The sequence below is a fragment of the Comamonas sp. wu1-DMT genome (genome assembly GCF_040187805.1).
Lineage (GTDB): Bacteria > Pseudomonadota > Gammaproteobacteria > Burkholderiales > Burkholderiaceae_C > Comamonas > Comamonas thiooxydans.
The window spans coordinates 419,059-436,419 of record NZ_JBANEM010000001.1 but is presented as its reverse complement, the minus strand read 5'-3'; the positions used below and the strand labels follow the sequence as shown (position 1 = coordinate 436,419).

Annotated in this window: 17 protein-coding genes; 11 read left to right on the top strand and 6 right to left on the bottom strand. The window is 59.9% G+C overall.

What is annotated here, in order from left to right:
* Nucleotides 1–16: 16 nt before the first annotated feature.
* A complete protein-coding gene (gene mfd / locus V8Z78_RS02030) occupies nucleotides 17–3,508 on the bottom strand; it encodes a transcription-repair coupling factor (protein WP_349730810.1) in 3,492 nt (1,163 codons plus the stop codon).
* 276 nt (nucleotides 3,509–3,784) lie between these two features.
* Between mfd and ispD the strand changes: the two genes are divergently transcribed.
* On the top strand, nucleotides 3,785–4,552 hold the full coding sequence (gene ispD / locus V8Z78_RS02025) for a 2-C-methyl-D-erythritol 4-phosphate cytidylyltransferase (protein ID WP_349730965.1): 768 nt from the start codon (nucleotides 3,785–3,787) through the stop codon (nucleotides 4,550–4,552).
* A 122-nt stretch (nucleotides 4,553–4,674) separates the two neighbouring features.
* Nucleotides 4,675–5,157: a 2-C-methyl-D-erythritol 2,4-cyclodiphosphate synthase gene (ispF, locus tag V8Z78_RS02020; RefSeq protein WP_003070287.1), complete on the top strand. Its 483-nt coding sequence runs from the start codon at nucleotides 4,675–4,677 to the stop codon at nucleotides 5,155–5,157.
* A gap of 34 nt (nucleotides 5,158–5,191) precedes the next feature.
* On the opposite strand, the gene V8Z78_RS02015 is transcribed toward ispF, so the two are convergent.
* The 3 genes from V8Z78_RS02015 to ompR form a co-directional block, all read right to left on the bottom strand.
* Nucleotides 5,192–5,587: a GFA family protein gene (locus V8Z78_RS02015; protein WP_349730809.1), complete on the bottom strand. Its 396-nt coding sequence runs from the start codon at nucleotides 5,585–5,587 to the stop codon at nucleotides 5,192–5,194.
* 60 nt (nucleotides 5,588–5,647) lie between these two features.
* Nucleotides 5,648–7,150: a sensor histidine kinase family protein gene (locus tag V8Z78_RS02010; RefSeq protein ID WP_034363318.1), complete on the bottom strand. Its 1,503-nt coding sequence runs from the start codon at nucleotides 7,148–7,150 to the stop codon at nucleotides 5,648–5,650.
* A gap of 188 nt (nucleotides 7,151–7,338) precedes the next feature.
* Nucleotides 7,339–8,070: an osmolarity response regulator transcription factor OmpR gene (gene ompR, locus V8Z78_RS02005; RefSeq protein ID WP_003055820.1), complete on the bottom strand. Its 732-nt coding sequence runs from the start codon at nucleotides 8,068–8,070 to the stop codon at nucleotides 7,339–7,341.
* Between the two features lie 314 nt (nucleotides 8,071–8,384).
* On the opposite strand from ompR, the gene V8Z78_RS02000 reads away from it, so the two are divergent.
* Nucleotides 8,385–9,134 carry an SIMPL domain-containing protein gene (locus tag V8Z78_RS02000; protein WP_003070281.1) on the top strand — a complete coding sequence of 250 codons (750 nt, stop codon included), beginning with the start codon at nucleotides 8,385–8,387 and terminating at the stop codon, nucleotides 9,132–9,134.
* A gap of 144 nt (nucleotides 9,135–9,278) precedes the next feature.
* On the opposite strand, the gene V8Z78_RS01995 is transcribed toward V8Z78_RS02000, so the two are convergent.
* Complete coding sequence (locus V8Z78_RS01995) at nucleotides 9,279–10,061, bottom strand: 3-hydroxybutyrate dehydrogenase (RefSeq protein WP_349730964.1); 783 nt, start codon at nucleotides 10,059–10,061, stop codon at nucleotides 9,279–9,281.
* A 24-nt stretch (nucleotides 10,062–10,085) separates the two neighbouring features.
* On the bottom strand, nucleotides 10,086–10,370 hold the full coding sequence (locus tag V8Z78_RS01990; protein ID WP_034392459.1) for a hypothetical protein: 285 nt from the start codon (nucleotides 10,368–10,370) through the stop codon (nucleotides 10,086–10,088).
* 123 nt (nucleotides 10,371–10,493) lie between these two features.
* Between V8Z78_RS01990 and V8Z78_RS01985 the strand changes: the two genes are divergently transcribed.
* From V8Z78_RS01985 to V8Z78_RS01950, 8 genes are all read left to right on the top strand, one after another.
* Nucleotides 10,494–11,102: a hypothetical protein gene (locus tag V8Z78_RS01985; protein WP_349730808.1), complete on the top strand. Its 609-nt coding sequence runs from the start codon at nucleotides 10,494–10,496 to the stop codon at nucleotides 11,100–11,102.
* 570 nt (nucleotides 11,103–11,672) lie between these two features.
* On the top strand, nucleotides 11,673–12,956 hold the full coding sequence (locus V8Z78_RS01980; RefSeq protein ID WP_349730807.1) for a replication initiation factor domain-containing protein: 1,284 nt from the start codon (nucleotides 11,673–11,675) through the stop codon (nucleotides 12,954–12,956).
* The gene (locus V8Z78_RS01975) at nucleotides 12,953–13,273 is read left to right on the top strand and encodes a hypothetical protein (RefSeq protein WP_349730806.1); all 321 of its coding nucleotides are present in this window, start codon (nucleotides 12,953–12,955) and stop codon (nucleotides 13,271–13,273) included. Before V8Z78_RS01980 ends, V8Z78_RS01975 begins: the two co-directional genes overlap by 4 nt.
* 407 nt (nucleotides 13,274–13,680) lie before the next feature.
* Nucleotides 13,681–13,893 (top strand): hypothetical protein, encoded by a 213-nt coding sequence (locus tag V8Z78_RS01970; RefSeq protein ID WP_349730805.1) that lies wholly within the window; start codon nucleotides 13,681–13,683, stop codon nucleotides 13,891–13,893.
* A 67-nt stretch (nucleotides 13,894–13,960) separates the two neighbouring features.
* Nucleotides 13,961–14,095 (top strand): hypothetical protein, encoded by a 135-nt coding sequence (locus V8Z78_RS01965; protein ID WP_349730804.1) that lies wholly within the window; start codon nucleotides 13,961–13,963, stop codon nucleotides 14,093–14,095.
* A gap of 102 nt (nucleotides 14,096–14,197) precedes the next feature.
* Entirely contained in the window at nucleotides 14,198–15,550 is a 1,353-nt protein-coding gene (locus V8Z78_RS01960; RefSeq protein WP_349730803.1) for a hypothetical protein, read from the top strand.
* 2 nt (nucleotides 15,551–15,552) lie between these two features.
* On the top strand, nucleotides 15,553–16,026 hold the full coding sequence (locus V8Z78_RS01955) for a DUF2523 family protein (protein WP_349730802.1): 474 nt from the start codon (nucleotides 15,553–15,555) through the stop codon (nucleotides 16,024–16,026).
* Nucleotides 16,023–17,288, top strand: a complete 1,266-nt coding sequence (locus V8Z78_RS01950; protein WP_349730801.1) for a zonular occludens toxin domain-containing protein — start codon at nucleotides 16,023–16,025, stop codon at nucleotides 17,286–17,288. Before V8Z78_RS01955 ends, V8Z78_RS01950 begins: the two co-directional genes overlap by 4 nt.
* The last annotated feature ends 73 nt before the right edge of the window (nucleotides 17,289–17,361 follow it).

Sequence of the window (17,361 nt, the reverse complement as noted above, 5' to 3'; positions counted from 1 at the left end):
TTTGTCAGCAGCCCTGTCAGGCATGAACGGCAGTTTCGTTCTTGAGCGGCTGGCCCAGGCTGCGCAGCACATCGCGCACCATCTGCGCACGGTCCTTGGGGTTCTCCAGTTCTTTTTCGATGCGCAGCTTCTCGTTGCCTGCCAGCTTGATGTGCTTGTTCTTCTGGATCAGGTGAATGATGTTCATGGGATCGATCGGCGGCTGGGGCTTGAAGCTGATGTTGATCACGCCAGGAGCTGCATCGACCTTCACAACACCATAGGGCTGGCTCAGCACGCGCAGGCGGTGCACGTCGATCAGGGTCTGGGCCTGGGGCGGCAGCTTGCCGAAACGATCCACGATCTCCTCGAGCAGGGTATCGATCTGATCGGCCGTCTTGGCCGTGGCCAGCTTCTTGTAGAACGACAGGCGCAGATGCACGTCGCCGCAGTAGTCGTTGGGCAGCAGGGCCGGGGCATGCAGATTGATATCGGTGGAGGCCGACAGCGGCGAGAGCAGATCGGGTTCCTTGCCGGCCTTGAGGCTGCGCACGGCCTCGGACAGCATCTCGTTATAGAGCTGAAAGCCCACTTCCATCATATTGCCGCTCTGGTTTTCGCCCAGCACCTCGCCAGCGCCACGGATTTCCAGGTCGTGCATGGCCAGATAGAAGCCAGAGCCCAGCTCCTCCATCTGCTGTATGGCCTCCAGCCGCTGCTGGGCCTGCTTGGTCAGGCCGTCCAGGTCCGGCACCATCAGATAGGCATAGGCCTGATGGTGGCTGCGTCCCACGCGGCCACGCAGCTGGTGCAGCTGCGCCAGGCCGAACTTGTCGGCGCGGCTGATGAGAATGGTGTTGGCCGATGGCACGTCGATGCCGGTCTCGATGATGGTCGAGCACAGCAGGATGTTGTAGCGCTGGGCCACGAAATCGCGCATCACACGCTCCAGCTCGCGCTCGGGCATCTGGCCGTGGGCCACGGCGATGCGGGCCTCTGGCAGGATTTCCTCCAGCTTTTGCTTGCGGTTCTCTATGGTCTCGACCTCGTTGTGCAGGAAGTAGATCTGTCCACCGCGCTTGAGCTCGCGCAGCACGGCTTCGCGAATCACGCCCGTGCCCTCGTTGCGCACAAAGGTCTTGATGGCCAGACGCCGCTGCGGCGCCGTGGCAATCACCGACAGATCGCGCAGCCCCTCCAGCGCCATGCCCATGGTGCGCGGAATCGGGGTGGCCGTCAGTGTCAGCACATCGACCTCGGCACGCATGGCCTTCATGGCCTCCTTGTGGCGCACGCCAAAGCGGTGTTCTTCGTCGATGATGAGCAGGCCCAGGTTCTTGAACTGCGTGGACTCGGACAGCAGCTTGTGCGTGCCGACCACGATATCCACCGTGCCGTCCGAGATGCCCTTGATGGCCGCAGTGATCTCCTTGCCCGAGCGGAAGCGCGACACCTCGGCCACCTTGATCGGCCACTTGGAGAAGCGGTCCACCAGGGTCTGGTAATGCTGCTCGGCCAGCAGCGTGGTGGGGGCGAGGAAGGCGACTTGCTTGCCGCCCATGGCTGCCACAAAGGCTGCACGCAGCGCGACCTCGGTCTTGCCGAAGCCCACATCGCCACAGACCAGGCGGTCCATGGGCTGGGGGCTGATCATGTCCTGCACCACGGCGTGGATGGCGGCACGCTGGTCGGCCGTTTCCTCGAAGCCGAAGTCGGCCACAAACTGCTCGTAGTCGGCCGTGGGGAAGCGGAAGGCATGGCCCTGGCGCGCGGCGCGGCGGGCGTAGATATTGAGCAGCTCGGCAGCCGAGTCGCGCACCTGTTCGGCGGCCTTGCGCTTGGCTTTTTCCCATTGCGTGCCGCCCAGCTTGTGCAGCGGCGCATCGTCGGGCGAGACGCCGGTGTAGCGGCTGATCAGGTGCAACTGGCTGACGGGCACATAGAGCACGGCATCGGCCGCATATTCCAGATGCAGAAACTCCTGCAGTGCTGGCGTGCCGTCCGGGTTCTTCTGGCCCATGTCCATATTGATCAGCCCGCGATAGCGGCCTATGCCGTGGTCGGCATGAACGATGGGGTCTCCCACCTTGAGCTCGGACAGGTCCTTGATCAGGGCCTCCACATCGCTGACCTGCTCCTGGCGGCGGCGACGGCGGCCCGTGGGGCTGCTGGCGAACAGCTCGGTTTCGGTGACGAAGTCCAGGCCTTCCTCGACCCAGGCAAAGCCCGTCATCAGGCTGGAGGTGGCGATGCCGACCTTTTCCGTGGCATCGGCCTGGAACTCGGCCAGAGAATCGAACACGGGCGGGTTGACGCCCGAGGCGCGGAAAAAGTCGAGCAGACTCTCGCGCCTGCCATCGGATTCGGCCAGAAGCAAGACCCGACTTGCGCTGGATGCTATATGTTTTTGCAGCTTGGCCAGCGGGTCATCGGCTCCGCGCAGCACGGAAAGGTCTTCGAGCTTCTGGAAGATGGCGCTGTCGGCCACATCTTCGGTGCCCGGGCGCAAGGCCAGCTGGGCATGTTCCTTGCTGCGGGTATAGAACTGGTCGGCACTGAGAAACAGCGTCTCGGGCGGCAGCGCCGGGTGGTCGGGGTCGCCTTGCACCAGGCGGTAGCGGTCCTTGGTATCCTGCCAGAAGCGCTGGAAGGCCGGCTCCAGATCTCCATGCAGCACCACAGTGGCCTCATCGCCCAGGTAGTCAAAGACGGTGGCCGTCTCGTCAAAGAACAAAGGCAGGTAGTACTCGATGCCGGCCGTGGCAATACCGACACCCATGTCCTTGTAGATGCGGCTGCGCGTGGGGTCGCCTTCGAGCAGCTCGCGCCAGCGGCTGCGGAACTTGGCGCGCGCCTCCTCGTCCATAGGGAATTCGCGGCCTGGCAGCAGGCGCACCTCGGGCACGGGGTAGAGGCTGCGTTGCGTGTCGGGGTCGAAGGTGCGGATGGAGTCGATCTCGTCGTCGAACAGGTCCACGCGGTAGGGCTGGAGCGAGCCCATGGGAAACAGATCGATCAGGCCGCCGCGCACCGCGTATTCGCCATGGCTGACCACCTGGGACACATGCTGGTAGCCCGCCAGCGTGAGCTGGGCCTTGAGCTTGGCCTCGTCCAGCTTCTGGCCCTGCTTGAATTCAAAGGTATAGCCGGCCAGAAACGAAGGCGGAGCCAGGCGATAAAGGGCCGTGGTGGCGGGCACGATGACCACATCGGCGCCATGCTGCTTGTCGCGCTGGTTGATGCGCCACAGCGTGGCCAGGCGCTCGCTGATCAGATCCTGGTGCGGCGAGAAGCTGTCGTAGGGCAGGGTTTCCCAGTCGGGAAACAATGCGCAGCGCAGCTCGGGGGCGAAGAAGGCCATCTCTTCCATGAGACGGTGGGCGTCGGCGGCATCGGCCGTGACGATGGCAGTGACCCGGCTGTCTTGCTTTTCGCGCTCGCCCAGCCTGGCCAGCAGCAGCGCGTCGGCGCTGCCAACTGGACGGGGCAGGTGAAAGCGTTTACCGGGAGTGAGCTTGGGCAGTTGCATGGTTTTTCACAGACGAACGCAGGCAGCGACGCACAGGAGCGGGCTGGATGCGAAAAAACGGGGACAGATTGAATGCGGGCGAGTCCGGCCATCAAAGGCAGGGCTCACAGCCCAATCAGCGCGGAGCTGATGGTTGGCGGCGCATTCACTCAAAATGGGGACACCTCAAGGCGATGCAAGCCGAAAGCAGGTCGTCGATGGATCTCAGGGGCTTTCGGACGAAATGGTGATTTTAAAATACTGTGCATGACAGATCGGTTTTTCTCGCCTGAGTCCATGACGGACGACAAGGCAAACGCTGCGGCGGCTTCATCGCCAGCATCTGCGCCCCGTTGCTGGGGGCTGATTCCCTGCGCGGGCGTCGGTCTGCGCGCCATTGCCGCAGACTCCCCGGCCCCCGAGCTGCCCAAGCAATACCAGAGTGTTGCGGGCCAGCCCATGGTCATGCACACGCTGGCCGCCATGTTGGCGGTGCAGCGCATGCACCGTGTGCTGCTGGTGGTCTCTGCTTCCGATAGCTTCTGGCAGGAGCGCGCCACGGACGCCCGGCTCAGCATTGCTGCCTGTGGCGGAGCCACCCGTGCCGAGACCGTGAGCAACGGCCTGCAGGAGTTGCTGCGCATGGGAGCCAGCGCCGAGGACTGGGTGCTGGTGCATGACGCGGCGCGCTGTCTGGTCGCATCGGCGCAGGTCAATGCCTTGATCGATGCCTGCCTGCCGGATGCGGTGGGTGGGCTGCTGGCGCTGAAGCTGCCCGACACCCTCAAGCAGCAGGCTGCTGGTGCAGGCCCGGCACGTGTGGCGCAGACGGTGGAGCGTAGCGACAAATGGCTGGCTCAGACGCCGCAGATGTTCCGTATCGCAGCCTTGCTGGCTGCGCTGCAGGCGGCGGGCGCTGCCGTGACCGATGAAGCCAGCGCCATGGAACTGGCCGGTCACTCACCGAGACTGGTGCCGGGCGGTGCGCAGAACTTCAAGGTGACCTACCCCGACGACTTCGCGCTGGCCGAGGCCGTGCTGCTGCAGCGCAAGGCGCGTGGCTAGACGGATTCGCCATCGACAGGGCTTGACGACGGGCAACGCCGTGCCCGACCCGGATTGGCACAGATAGCATTTAATTTGATAGCTGCTTGCGCTTCATGAGCAAGGGTTTGATAAGGATTTTTATGAATTTTCGTATTGGTGAAGGCTGGGATGTCCATGCCCTGGTTCCCGGACGCAAGCTGATTCTCGGCGGTGTCGAAGTGCCTCACAGCCTGGGCTTGCTCGGTCATTCGGATGCCGACGTGCTGCTGCACGCGATCACCGATGCCTTGTTCGGCGCAGCGGCACTGGGCGATATCGGCCGCCATTTCTCGGATACCGACGCGCAGTTCAAGGGGGCGGATTCCGCCGTGCTGCTGGCCGAGGCTGCCAGGCGCGTGCGCGCCAAGGGCTTCGAAATCGGCAATATCGACAGCACCATCGTGGCTCAGGCGCCCAAGCTGGCACCCCATATCGAGAAGATGCGCGAGCGCATTGCCCAGGTGCTGGAGCTGGATGTGGAGCAGGTCAACGTCAAGGCCAAGACGGCCGAGAAGCTGGGGCCTGTGGGTCAGCAGCAGGCCATGGAGGCTCGCGCCGTGGCCTTGCTGGTACGGACTGCCTAGCCACGTTTGGCGCAATGGCCGCTGCGAAAGCCGGTCATGAATCGCCGTAGAGGGCTTGCACCTCGGCCCCGGTCAGGGTCGGGGTGTCATTGGCCAGCGCGTAATAGTCGGGCTTCTCGTCGATATAGATCTGCTGTGCCAGTGTCAGCCCCTGTGCATCCTGGAACAGCCCGGCAGACAGAAAATGCTCGTTGCTTGCCAGCAGGCGGTAGAAGAGGTGGGTGCCGCAGTTGCTGCAGAAGACACGCTCGGCCCAGGGCGAGGATGCATAGCGCGTGATCGGGCCGCTGGTCTGCACCGCCGTGCCGCCATGCAGGGTGAAGGCCGGGCCTTCTCCCCAGCGCCGGCACATGCTGCAGTGGCAGACATGAACTTCGTGGGTGTCGGGCGCGGTGACGAGAACGGATTTGCACAGGCATCGGGCTTGCATGGTGAGCTCTCCGGCAGATGGTTGAAAGGCGATGCCGATTGTGCAATGAGGCGGGCAGATTCAGTCTTCCATGGTCTCATCGTCTTTCTTGTCGCGCGGCAGATTGCGCTTGACCTGGGGGCGCTGCAGGCGCTGTTCGGGCGCCGCACCGGCCGTCACACCCATGGCGCGCTGCAGCTGCAGATGGGCGACCAGGCCGCCCGTCGATGAGTTGGAAAGGGCAAACATGCCGCCCATGCGCTGCACTGTCTTGTCCACGATGGACAGACCCAGGCCTGCACCTGCGGCTGCCGTGCGCGCCGTGTCGCCGCGGAAGAAGGGCTGGGTCAGGTTGGCCAGCTGCTCGGCCGGCACCCCCTTGCCATGGTCGCGGATGCGGATAACCACCCATTTCTCGCTTTCCTTGGCAACCACGTCCACCTCGGTGGTGTCGGTGGACGGGGTCTTGCCATAGCGGCGTGCGTTCTCGAAGAGGTTGGAGATCACGCGTGCCAGCTCCACCTCGTCGGCCATGACGTAGAGGTCTTCGGGCACGTTCATGGTGATCTGCAGCTCACGGTGGTCCTGCACGGCATAGACGCAGGAGGCAACCACGGCGTGCAGATCCACGGGGCTGAGCATGACGCGATGATCGGGGCGGGCGTAATCCAGGAACTTGTCGATGGTGGCGTCCAGCTGCACGATGTCGGCCACCATATGCTCGCGCGCCACATCGTCATAGACGCTCATCTCGGTTTCCAGACGCAGCCGCGCCAGCGGCGTGCGCAGGTCGTGGGAGATGCCGGCCAGCATCACGGCGCGGTCCTGCTCCAGCTTGGCCAGCTTCTGCGCCATGCGGTTGAAGCCGATATTGACTTCGCGGATTTCGCTGGTCACAGCCTCCTCGTCAAGCTGGCTGGCGTCGAAGTCCCCCTCCCGCACGCGATTGGCTGCATAGGACAGTTGTTTGAGCGGCCGGTTGATCAGGCGGGCGATGGCGGCCGCGCCGATGAGCGAGAGCAGGGCGGCCGTGATCAGCCAGATCAGCCAGGTCTGGCCGCTGGCGGGAGTGAAGCGCGACTGGTCCATCAGCATCCAGTTGCGATCGCCGTTGATGGTGAAGCCAACCCACAGGCCGGGCTCTCCGTTGACGCTGCGCGCCACCACGGTGCCGTAGCCCAGGCGGGTGGTCAGCTCCTCGGTCAGCTTCTGGCCAAGGGCGTTTTGCTCCAGCAGTTCGAAGGAGTCGCCGGGCTCGCGGGGCAGAATGCGCACGCCTTCCTGGTCGGCCATGGTCTTGATCAGGGAGACGCGGTTGATCGCATCCGAATGCTCGAGGGCAGCGCGGCTCAGATTGACCAAAGAGGCCACTTGCTTGGCCGTCTGCAGCGTGCGTGGCTCGAAATCCAGTGCCCGCAATGTCTGCAGCCAGGCCAGAATGCTGCCCACCAGCAGCAGGGCCAGCAGGCAGAAAGTTCGCCAGAACAGGTTCAGCCCCACAGGGGAGCGAGCTGTGCTGCGCCGCTCGTACTCCAGAGGTACGGGGCTGGTGGCGTCGGGCGGCGGATGGTGAAAAGCGCTCATGAACAGCAATGCGGAAATAACTGGACCCGAGGGTACGCCCAATATGGGCGACGCGGGTTACGGTTTGTCCAAAAAGTGTCTATCTACTGGTGGTTGTTGAAAGAGCTTGACTTATGGGCCCTATGGGCCGGTACCCAAGCGCAACAAGCCGCGCAGCGGGCGGCTTGTTGCGATGGAGGCGGGCAGAATCAGTTCATGCCATCGGGTACGAACACATAGCCCACGCCCCAGACGGTCTGGATATAGCGCGGTGCGGCAGCGTCTTCCTCGATCAGCTTGCGCAGGCGGGAAACCTGCACGTCCAGGCTGCGGTCGAACGGCTCGAATTCGCGGCCACGGGCCAGCAGGGCCAGCTTTTCGCGAGACAGAGGCTGGCGCGGGTGGCGCACCAGGGCCTTGAGCATGGCGAATTCGCCGGTGGTGAGTGGCAACTCCTCGCCATTCTTTTGCAGCACGCGAGTGCCCAGGTCGAAGGTGAAGGGGCCAAAGGTCACCACCTCGTTGTCGCCAGAAGGCGCGCCCGGTGCTTCCTGAGGCGGGCGGCGGCGCAGCACGGCATGAATGCGGGCCAGCAGTTCGCGGGGGTTGAAGGGCTTGCCCAGATAGTCGTCGGCGCCCACTTCCAGACCCACGATGCGGTCCACATCCTCGCCCTTGGCGGTCAGCATGATGATGGGCGTGCGGTCATTGGCGGAGCGCAGGCGGCGGCAGATGGACAGGCCATCCTCGCCGGGCATCATCAGATCCAGCACGATCAGGTCGACAGTCTCGCGCAGCAGGATGCGGTTGAGCGCCTTGCCGTCCTCGGCAATCATGATCTCGAAGCCTTCCTGCGTCAGATAGCGGCGCAGCAGGTCGCGGATGCGTGCATCGTCATCCACCACGAGGATCTTGTCAGTACGGTTGTTCGTCGTTGCCATGATCGTCCTTGTCGATTTATTTGTAACTGGCCCATTGTTATCGCTAGATCAAAAAAAATCCAGCAAAACAAGCTCAAGTCTTGCTACTTGTTACGATTGTTGCGTTTATTAATGGAACAATAAATGTTTCATGAGGAACTTTTCAAGAGTATTTTGCACTATTGTTTCAGTGTTTGTTCTGTTGGTGTGTCGAATGTGGAGTATTCGTACATAAAGTCACACTCTGGGCTGACATGCTGCGCTGCAGCGACTTTGCGCAATGGTGAAATGCATGTGTATCTGCATGGCCTGATTTACTTACAAGGGTGAACCGCATGAATCAATTTTCCAAGTCTTCCTCTTCCTCTCGCGCCGCGGCTGCCGCACTTGCGCTGGCTGCGGCCTGCGCTGGCGGCAATGTATGGGCCCAGGGCGCCGCTCGCGACATGCAAAGACCTGCCAATGTGGTGCAGCTGTCGGCTCAGGGAACGGTGGAGGTCAAGCAGGACTGGATGACGGCAACGCTGTCGGCCAGCAAGGATGGCCGCGATGCAGCGTCCGTTCAGACCCAGCTGCAAAAGATCGTGGAGTCCGCCATGACCACGCTGCGTAACGAAGCGCAAGGCCGGCAGATGGAGCTGAGCACCGGTAATTTCTCCATCTCGCCGCGTTATGGCAACAACGGCAAGATCGAAGGCTGGCAGGGCCAGGCAGAGATCGTGCTGCAGGGGCGCGACTTCGTGCGCATCACTCAGGCAGCGGCCAAGGTGCAGGACATGACGCTGGCCAGCATGAGCTTCGGCCTCTCGCGCGAAGCGCGGGAAAAGGTGGAGGGCGAAGCCCAGGCCAAGGCGATCGAGAGCTTCCGCCAGCGTGCTGCGGCCATCTCCAAGAGCTTCGGTTTTGCGGGCTACAGTCTGCGCGAGGTCAATGTGAGCAGCAGCGGCGGCGGCGGGCATCCCATGCCTCGCCCGCGCATGATGAGCATGGCCAAGGCCAGCTATGCGGATGCCGCGCCCGTGCCGGTGGAGGCGGATCGCACCGAGGTGACGGTCAGCGTCGGTGGCTCGATTCAGATGCAGTGATCGGATTTGCGCGACGCATATAAAAAAGGAGCAGCTTGCGCTGCTCCTTTTTGATTTTCATCATGATTTGATGCTGAATATGTTTTCTGGCAAGCGCTAGATGCTATCTAATTGATAAGCGCATGCGTTGGAGCCGAGCGGCTTTTATTGTGCGGCCCAGCCGCCGTCCATATTCCATGCCACGCCGCGCACATTGTTGGCTGCGGCCGAGCAGAAGAAGACGGCCAACTCGCCCAGCTCTTCGGGTGTGGTGAACTGCATCGAAGGCTCTTTCTCTCCCAGCAGCTGCCTGGTGGCGTCTTCATTGCTGATGCCTTGGGCGGCAGCCTTGGCATCCACCTGCTTTTGTACCAGCGGCGTCAGCACCCAGCCGGGGCAGATTGCATTGCAGGTCACGCCGGTGGTGGCGTTTTCCAGCGCCGTCACCTTGGTCAGGCCGACGATGCCGTGCTTGGCGGCGACATAAGCCGACTTTTCGGCCGAGCCGACCAGCCCGTGTACCGAGGCCACATTGATGATGCGGCCCCAGTTGGCCTGCTGCATGGCGGGCAGGGCCAGGCGCGTGGTGTGGAAGGCGCTGCTCAGGTTGATGGCGAGGATGGCATCCCACTTCTCCACGGGGAAGTCCTGCATCTTGGCCACATGCTGAATGCCGGCGTTGTTGACCAGGATGTCGACGTGGCCGAATTCGGCGGCGGCGTATTTCATCATGGCTTCAATGTCGGCGGCCTTGCTCATGTCCGCACCGTGGTAGCCGACTTCGATACCGGCTGCTTTGCCGGCATCAAGCACCTGGGTGCGTGGTGCTTCGACATCGCCAAAGCCGTTGAGCACGATATTGGCACCCTGGCGTGCCAGAGCGATTGCGATACCTAGGCCGATTCCGCTGGTCGATCCCGTCACGAGAGCGGTTTTGCCTTTCAACATGGACATACAAGGTCTCCGAATGAATTACGAACGGTTGGGGAACGCATCGAGCATAGCTTGAAGCATCTGCTTTGCGCCTTTTTGGATCTCGTCTTGATCGTCTAAGTCTTCGCTGAATGCTTCAAGTATCGCCCGCGTAGGGTCCTGTCCGGCTATTTCCGCGAGGCGTGCTCTGGTTCGCGCATTGCAGTGCCTTTTCCCTTGCTTCATCTGGGTGAGATTCCCTGCGGGTATCTCTAGCATGAGGCCTAGCTTTCGCAGGCTTCCGGCCTTCTTTGCTGCCTCTTCGATCAGAGATGCGGTGCTCATAGCATTCGGTTCCTAACAAAAATTGCGGTTGGCTGGTGTTATCAAATGTGATATTGTTATCACGTTTGATATCGTTATCTCATTTGATAGTTTGCCCTATCAGATGTTGCAGGAGCCGCCAGCATGTCTAAAACCGTTTGCGCATCTTCGATAAGTCCTCCGCCTGTTCAAAAAGACCTGGGTGCTCGCCTGGCGGCTTCCGTCCAGGTCGATCAGGTGGAGGGCACCATTTCTCAGTCGATCCTCAAGTCATCTATTCGCGCATTGCTTGCTGGCGACTTGTCTGGCATCAGCGTCCACCGGAACCCAGGCGGCGCAGGTGGCGCTTGGGGTGACGGTGCAGCAGGCAGCTTGAACCGGGCTTCTGAGATTCCATCTCTGACTCCGGCTTTGATCGCGGAATACAGCACCCAGTATGTAAGCAGCATTCCTATGGCTGCTGCTATGAATGGCAATAGCAGTCCTAACCCGATAAATCCCACGGCGGCTTCTCCCTCTTTAGAAGCTGCTGATCTTAGAACGACTCCCCATCGCGCCGGCGCTAGGGGCACCATCAGCAGAATTAAGGCTAGGTGGAAAAGAGAGTGGGCAGAGGTAGGCCCATTCATAGGCGCCGCTCTTTTGGGTCTGCTCCTGGATTTCCTTGAAGTGCTCATCTTTGTTGGCATTCCCATCGTGACCATTGCGGTGGTCGTCGTTTTCGCGGTGCATTTCTTCCGGGTGGCCGCATGAGAGTTCACCCTCAAGGTTGCCAGTGCATCACCTGCGATTGCCCACCATCGCGCCGTCCGAGCAACGCGGGCGGTGATCGCATTCAGGTTCTTCGCGCACAGGCCATGCGAGCCATTTCGGCAAAGCCTCCTGCATCCGTTCAATCCGGCGGCGTGGTCGCTTCTCGTGACTACAAAGACCGCTGTGCTGTCCTCAATCGTTTCGCACGCGGCGGAAGCCTCACACCGCAGGTTCGTGCTGCTCTCAATTGGTTTGCAGCGCATGAGAGCGCAGGGGGGCCCCCGCTTGCGGGGGGGGCCTGCGCCGATGGCGCTGCTATCAATTTTGGGGGGTACGAAGGCGCTGAAACATCACCCGTCCCCGTTAGTAACACGGGGACAACTTCTACAGGGCGGGGCGTATGAAAAAGCGCTTTACCTTTCGTCGCTCTGTTGGCCTTACTCCCTCGGTTGCAAAGCGTGTCAACGCCGTGGCTCGTTTTGAGTCTCGCTCATTCGAATCTGCAATGAGGCTTCTGATTGTCGAAGCGCTGCGATCGCGTGAATCACTCAAGCGAGCTGAGGTGCAGCAATGAACGCTTCTAAGAATGATCTCGTCCTGGTCAACAACGAAATCAAGCTGCGTCTGCAGGTTGAACGTCAGGCCTCCAGCAACCTCGTTCATGTCGATTGGATCGCTTTCACAGTGCAGATGCGTCATGCACCTGTGCCCACTGTTGAAACTCTGTTCCCGACCTTTGATGAAACCATCTGGCAAGACGGTGGCCCGCTGGATTCACGTTCCGTGCATGAGCGCGAAGAGGGCAGGCGCATGGCCCTGTATCACCGCGTCAAGCTGGTCAACATGCTTCGCGAGCTGGAGGATGAAGACTACACAGCGCATACGCAAGCCTTTCAGATGGCAGAAGACGTTGCGGCCATCCTCGGCCCTGATTTCATCGCCAATTCAGACCTCTGTCGTGGCCTGAATTTCTACAAGCACCGCTACAACATTGAGCGCTGCGGCCGCACAGTCGGCTGGGTCGGATTCCTCTCCGTCGCCAAGGGTGCACGGAGCGAAGCTCAGGCCAAAACCATCCATGTGAACCTTGAGGGCATGGCCTGCACATTTGCGAAAGCAGGCTGGCGTGAGGAACTGGCCGACTACATAGACGAACACCGCGGCTTGATTACCCGCTGCGATTTGGCTCTGGACTTCTTCCAAGGCGTGGCCGGAGGCTGGTCTCGCTTTAAACCGGAATATGACGCCGGCTTGATGGATCACATGGGCCGTCGCCCGAAGGCTAAGGCATGGGACGAATGGGATGGGCTAGGGGAGGGCCGCTCCATATATCTCGGCTCCCGCCAAGCGGGAAAGCTCACCAACATCTACGAAAAAGGAAAGCAGCTTTTTGGGGCCAAGGATGCCACCGACTGGACACGCATAGAACTGCGCTACGGCAACCAAAAACGCGTTCTGCCCACTGACCTGCTGCGCAACCCGGACGGGTGTTTTGCCGGTGCTTCTACATGGCACTCAACCATGCTCGGTGAAGCCGGCGCAATGGCAGCTCCGCTACCGATCAAGACAGAGCCTCGCCTGCCAGAACAAACCATCCTGGCCGAGTGCGTCCGCAATGCCCGCTGGGCCATGAGCACCGCAGGAAAGAGCCTCGCTCTCGCCCTCAAACACCTCGACTACGAAACCTTGCTGGGCTTCGTTGACAACTGCGCCGAGATGCCTAACCGCCTCTCCAAGTTCAGCAAAGAAGAGGTGGAGAAAGCCTACGCGCAAGCGTTCAAACAAGTTTCTGCCTCCGGTTCGGGCCGTACCGGTTTCAAGGCTGATCAGGCCATCACAGAGGAAATCCAATGAAGTTTCAATCCAACGCTGTTCTGCATGGCATCAAGTCGTCTAAGGGCGAAATCGAAGGCCGTGGCTTTGACTCCACCACCTTCCACCTGTCCGTGGACATTGCTGACAGCAACAGCGGCGAAGCCATGGGCGTCGTGACGCGCCCCTTCAAGCTGGGCACTTCCGAGGAATACAAGAAGTGGCAGAACTACAAAAACACATGGCCTGCAACCGGTGTGCCTGTGGTGTGCGAATTCGACATCGTTGCCGGTGCTGAGCAAGCCTCCAAGCTGGTTCTGCTGTCCATCAAGCCTGCTCCCACGCAAAAGGCCGCCTGATGCCGCGCTACGTGATCCAGTCCGGCACTACAGGCCAGTTCCTGGCCCCGTCTTTCGAGCACGGGGAACCGGAGTGGGTCATGTTGCTGAGTGAAGCCGGTGCGGTCGATGACCTTGAGTCTGTTGCACAGCTCATTGAAGACCACACCGAGCCTTTCCACCGCGCCCAGGTCGTAGACCTCTCCGAGATATGAGCGCGCTCAACCTGCTTTGGTTTCTCCCCCTGTGCTGGTGCTATTGGCGTGCCATCTGCGCAGGTGTTCGTTGCACGCTGGATGAGGTGATCCGATGAACTGCGAAAGCTGCGGCGCTGAGTTTGATGCCGAAGACATTGATTGGGACATGGAGGGCGATGGTGATGACATCGAAGGTCAATGTCCTGAGTGTGGCTCCAAGGAAATTCATTCGTGAAATTCATCACCTGCGCCGCTGATGTGCTGCCTTGCCCTCTGGATCAACAGCAGCTCGTGTCGCTGGCTGAGCTGGTGGCAGAAGCAGTCGCCCAGATTGATGCCGCATCTATCGCACAGGCGTATGCGTTCGGTGCTGGCTCGGTCATGACTTGGTGGGGTCTGTCCTTTGGACTGGCCGCTGCCATCAAGGCACTGTCAAAAGCATAGCCGGTAGGGGCTTGACAAGGCTCACTCCGGGTGCGCTGTTGCACCGTCTTTTCGTAAAGGAAAAATCATGGCAGAAATCTTTGCTGCAATCGACCTGACCACCGTGGCCGCTGCCGTTATTGGCATTGGCGTGACTGTGATCGGCGTTCACATGGCCTTCAAGGGTATCGACCTGGGTAAGCGTGGCGTGAAGAAGGCCTAAGGGGTAGGTCATGCTTACAGGGGCACTGATTGTTTTCATAAAGGTCGTTGTGGCCTTGATTGGGGCAATCAGTGCCCTTGTCTTTTGCTTGGTGGTGCGGCCATGACGCGCACATTCAGGTTTCTTATTTCGTTGACATTGGCTCTGCTGGGTTGTTCAGCCTTGGCGCAGACTTGTGAAATTCCACGCTCTCAAATCGGCGGTCAGTATTACTACGGCGAAATGTCCATTTGCACTGTTGCTGGCGGGCGCTATAAGCCGCCTGTGAGTGTGACTAGAGCGAAAATCTCTGGTTCTCAAATTGCCTGCTACGGCCCGTCAAAGCAGGGCGATGGATCCACTATTGAGGTGGTCCAGTTTTATGTGGATTTCTCTATCGCCCCATGTCCTGTTTGTCCTTCCGGTCAGACTTTCGATAAAACGGCGGGGCAGTGTGTTGCTTCTCAACAGTGCTCCGGTGTTTCGTCCTATTGCTCCACATTGAAGGGCAGTGTTGCCATGTTTGAGAAGCCGGGGCAAGTCGATATGTCCGGCGGCTCCTGCTTGAAGGCTCCCGATTTTCAAAGCTGCAGCCAGGGGTGTGCGACGTCCGCAGTCGGCATGGGCGTGCAGTACAAAAACAATGCTGGGCAGTGGATGAGCGCGCAGGAATTGAAGGTTACGGGCGGCACTTGCAATGTGCCTCCTGAGTCCGATCAGCCGGCCCAAAAAGATACCGATTGCGCTGGCGGCTATGCCGAGATGAACGGCGTCAAAAAGTGCGTTCCTGCCGAGGCAGCAAAGGGCGACACCAAAGAGAAAACCACCGAAAAAGCAGACGGCTCAAAAGAGACGGTGAAGACAGAAACCAAGTGCGAAAACGGCGTTTGTGAGACCACGAAAACCACCACCAAAACCGGTGCAGACGGAAGCAAGAGCGTGGACTCTTCCAAGACCTCTCAAGACCAGAACAGCTATTGCTCCAAGAACCCTACGAGCACTGTCTGTGCGGCTGCAAACGGTGGCAAGAATCCTGGCTCTGGTGGGTCTGGATCTGGTTCCGGCAGTGGTTCTGGGAGTGGCACAGGTAGTGGCAATGGCAGCGGCAATTGCACGGGTGATAAATGCGACGGCGACGGCAATGGAAGTGGAAATGGTTCCACCACCGTAGAGGTGCCGGATATAGAGGTGAAAAAGCTCTATGAGCGCAAGTATCCAGAGGGCATCAAGAGTGCCTGGAATAGCTCAGGGATCAAGGCTGCATCGGGCAAGTTTGAGTCTCTTGCAGCTGCGTTTGTGCCGCCTTGGCAGGATGCAAAAGGCCAGTGTCAGAGCTTCGGAATGAGCGTTGATGTGGGCTTTGTGACCTTCGGCCGGCATGACTTCTCGCCGTCTTGCTCTATCTGGCTTTTCATCTGGGTTTGCATGCAGGTTGGTGCGGTATTGCTGTTCCGCGCGTTGGTGTTTGGAGGTTAGATATGCAGCAGTTGTTAGCGCTGATTCTGATGGTGCTCTCCATGCCAGCTTGGTCGGCAAACGATAGTGGCTCTGGTGATGCCAATACGGGAATACTGTCCAAGATATCTGCGGCAATTGATCAGGTTGTTGCCTATATCAAGGGCATTTTTGAGAGCCTCAAGAAATTCGTTGATTGGCTCGGGAAAATCTTCCTGGAGGTGTTTTCAGCCCTCTGGGACATGATCACAGATGCCTTTGTCTGGCTGCTAGAAGGCGTTTTCAAGCTGGCGGCTGGCCTGCTTGATGGTGTTGCTGATGGCTTCGGATTTGCTGAGCTCAAGAACACGTTCTTGAACGTCTGGAATCAGATCCCCCCAGAGGTCATTTCGATGATGCAAGTCATTGGCGTTCCATCTGCTTTCAGCATCGTGGTGCTGGGTATTCTGATTCGCATCTCAATGCAGCTCATACCGTTCGTGAGGCTCGGCTCATGATCAATCTGCTTGAGGGTGTTCCCGGCTCCGGCAAGAGCTATGAGGCCGTGGTCTACCACGTGCTGCCAGCACTGCAGAGTGGTCGCAAGGTCATCACAAACCTGCCGCTCAATATGGAAGCGTGGCAGTTCCTTTATCCCGATCTGGTGCCGCTGATTGAGCTGCGCAGATCCAGTGCTCCAGTTCTTGGAAAGTGGGATGCTGAGGCTGCAAATCGTGGTCAATCAGCGTATGTCGTTGGCGAGTTCAATGGCGATGCAACGGGCAAAACGCATGACGGTTTGCCTTGCCAGGATCCGCCTAAAGGCGTTGCGCTTTTTGGCTCCGTGTGGGACTTCTACAGCACATGGCGCGGCAAGAACAACATTGGCCCGCTGTACGTCATTGATGAATGCCATGTGAGTTTTCCGAGGATCACCAGGCGCAATCCGATGGGCACGCCGGAGCAGGTCATCCAGTGGTTCAAGATCAGCCGTCACTTCGGTGCTGATGTGTTGTTAATGACGCAGCGCATGGGCGCGCTGGATGAAGACATTGCCGGCCTGGCTGAGTTTCATGTGCGGGTGCGTAAGGCCGCATTCCTGGGGCGTCCGCAGAGCTATGTGCGCAAGACCTTCGCGGGCCTCAAGGGAGGTGAGGTCAGCAGCGAAGAGCGTGAGTACCTGAGCCAGTATTTCCCCCTGTACAAGAGCCATACGCAAGGTAGCACGGTCAAAGAAGCCTCTGCGCAGGACGTCAACCCGGCCTATCTGAAATGGCGCAAATGGAGCCGGATTTTCTTTGTCTTGGGCGCGCTCTTCTTGGGCTGGACGTTCTACAAGATATTCTTTGCAGAGAGCAAGCCCAAAATGGCCGCGCTGCAGACCGCAAACACGCCTAAGCCGCTCCTGCCGTCCATGAAGCCTGCCCAGTCGCAAAGCGCGTCTGTGCCCGCATCAGTGCCTGCACAGGAGGCTCAGAGGGCACCAGAGGCACCGCCGAAGCGCTCAATGGGGCCTGACCCCCTAGAAAACCGTTTGATCCATCTGACGGGCTGTATGGAGAGCAGTAAGACACATGACCGCGTCTGCACGCTGACGGTGAGCCAGAACGGCATGCCCATCTTCCACGTCACGAATAAAGAGCTGGAGCAGGTTGGCTTTCAGTTTAAGTACCTGGGTCACTGCGCCGCGCACCTGAGCTGGGACGGCGTTATGCGGGCGGTAGTCTGCGACTCACCCAGCGTGGGTATGCGAGTGGCAGGCGTCAAAAGCTCCAGCTGATGGGGGTATCGGGGGCCGCGCCCCTGATGTCAACCGTCGATCAAGCATTGCCAGTTACACCGACCTGGCTGCG

Excerpts from the sequence above, each read along its gene's own strand:
- mfd (WP_349730810.1), bottom strand. The coding sequence starts at position 3,508 with ATGCAACTGCCCAAGCTCACTCCCGGTAAACGCTTTCACCTGCCCCGT.
- V8Z78_RS01980 (WP_349730807.1), top strand. The coding sequence starts at position 11,673 with ATGAACGCTTCTAAGAATGATCTCGTCCTGGTCAACAACGAAATCAAG.
- ispF (WP_003070287.1), top strand. The coding sequence starts at position 4,675 with ATGAATTTTCGTATTGGTGAAGGCTGGGATGTCCATGCCCTGGTTCCC.
- V8Z78_RS01975 (WP_349730806.1), top strand. The coding sequence starts at position 12,953 with ATGAAGTTTCAATCCAACGCTGTTCTGCATGGCATCAAGTCGTCTAAG.
- V8Z78_RS01985 (WP_349730808.1), top strand. The coding sequence starts at position 10,494 with ATGTCTAAAACCGTTTGCGCATCTTCGATAAGTCCTCCGCCTGTTCAA.
- ispD (WP_349730965.1), top strand. The coding sequence starts at position 3,785 with ATGACGGACGACAAGGCAAACGCTGCGGCGGCTTCATCGCCAGCATCT.
- V8Z78_RS02015 (WP_349730809.1), bottom strand. The coding sequence starts at position 5,587 with ATGCAAGCCCGATGCCTGTGCAAATCCGTTCTCGTCACCGCGCCCGAC.
- V8Z78_RS01990 (WP_034392459.1), bottom strand. The coding sequence starts at position 10,370 with ATGAGCACCGCATCTCTGATCGAAGAGGCAGCAAAGAAGGCCGGAAGC.
- V8Z78_RS01960 (WP_349730803.1), top strand. The coding sequence starts at position 14,198 with ATGACGCGCACATTCAGGTTTCTTATTTCGTTGACATTGGCTCTGCTG.
- V8Z78_RS01995 (WP_349730964.1), bottom strand. The coding sequence starts at position 10,061 with ATGTTGAAAGGCAAAACCGCTCTCGTGACGGGATCGACCAGCGGAATC.
- V8Z78_RS01955 (WP_349730802.1), top strand. The coding sequence starts at position 15,553 with ATGCAGCAGTTGTTAGCGCTGATTCTGATGGTGCTCTCCATGCCAGCT.
- V8Z78_RS02000 (WP_003070281.1), top strand. The coding sequence starts at position 8,385 with ATGAATCAATTTTCCAAGTCTTCCTCTTCCTCTCGCGCCGCGGCTGCC.
- V8Z78_RS02010 (WP_034363318.1), bottom strand. The coding sequence starts at position 7,150 with ATGAGCGCTTTTCACCATCCGCCGCCCGACGCCACCAGCCCCGTACCT.
- V8Z78_RS01950 (WP_349730801.1), top strand. The coding sequence starts at position 16,023 with ATGATCAATCTGCTTGAGGGTGTTCCCGGCTCCGGCAAGAGCTATGAG.
- V8Z78_RS01965 (WP_349730804.1), top strand. The coding sequence starts at position 13,961 with ATGGCAGAAATCTTTGCTGCAATCGACCTGACCACCGTGGCCGCTGCC.
- ompR (WP_003055820.1), bottom strand. The coding sequence starts at position 8,070 with ATGGCAACGACGAACAACCGTACTGACAAGATCCTCGTGGTGGATGAC.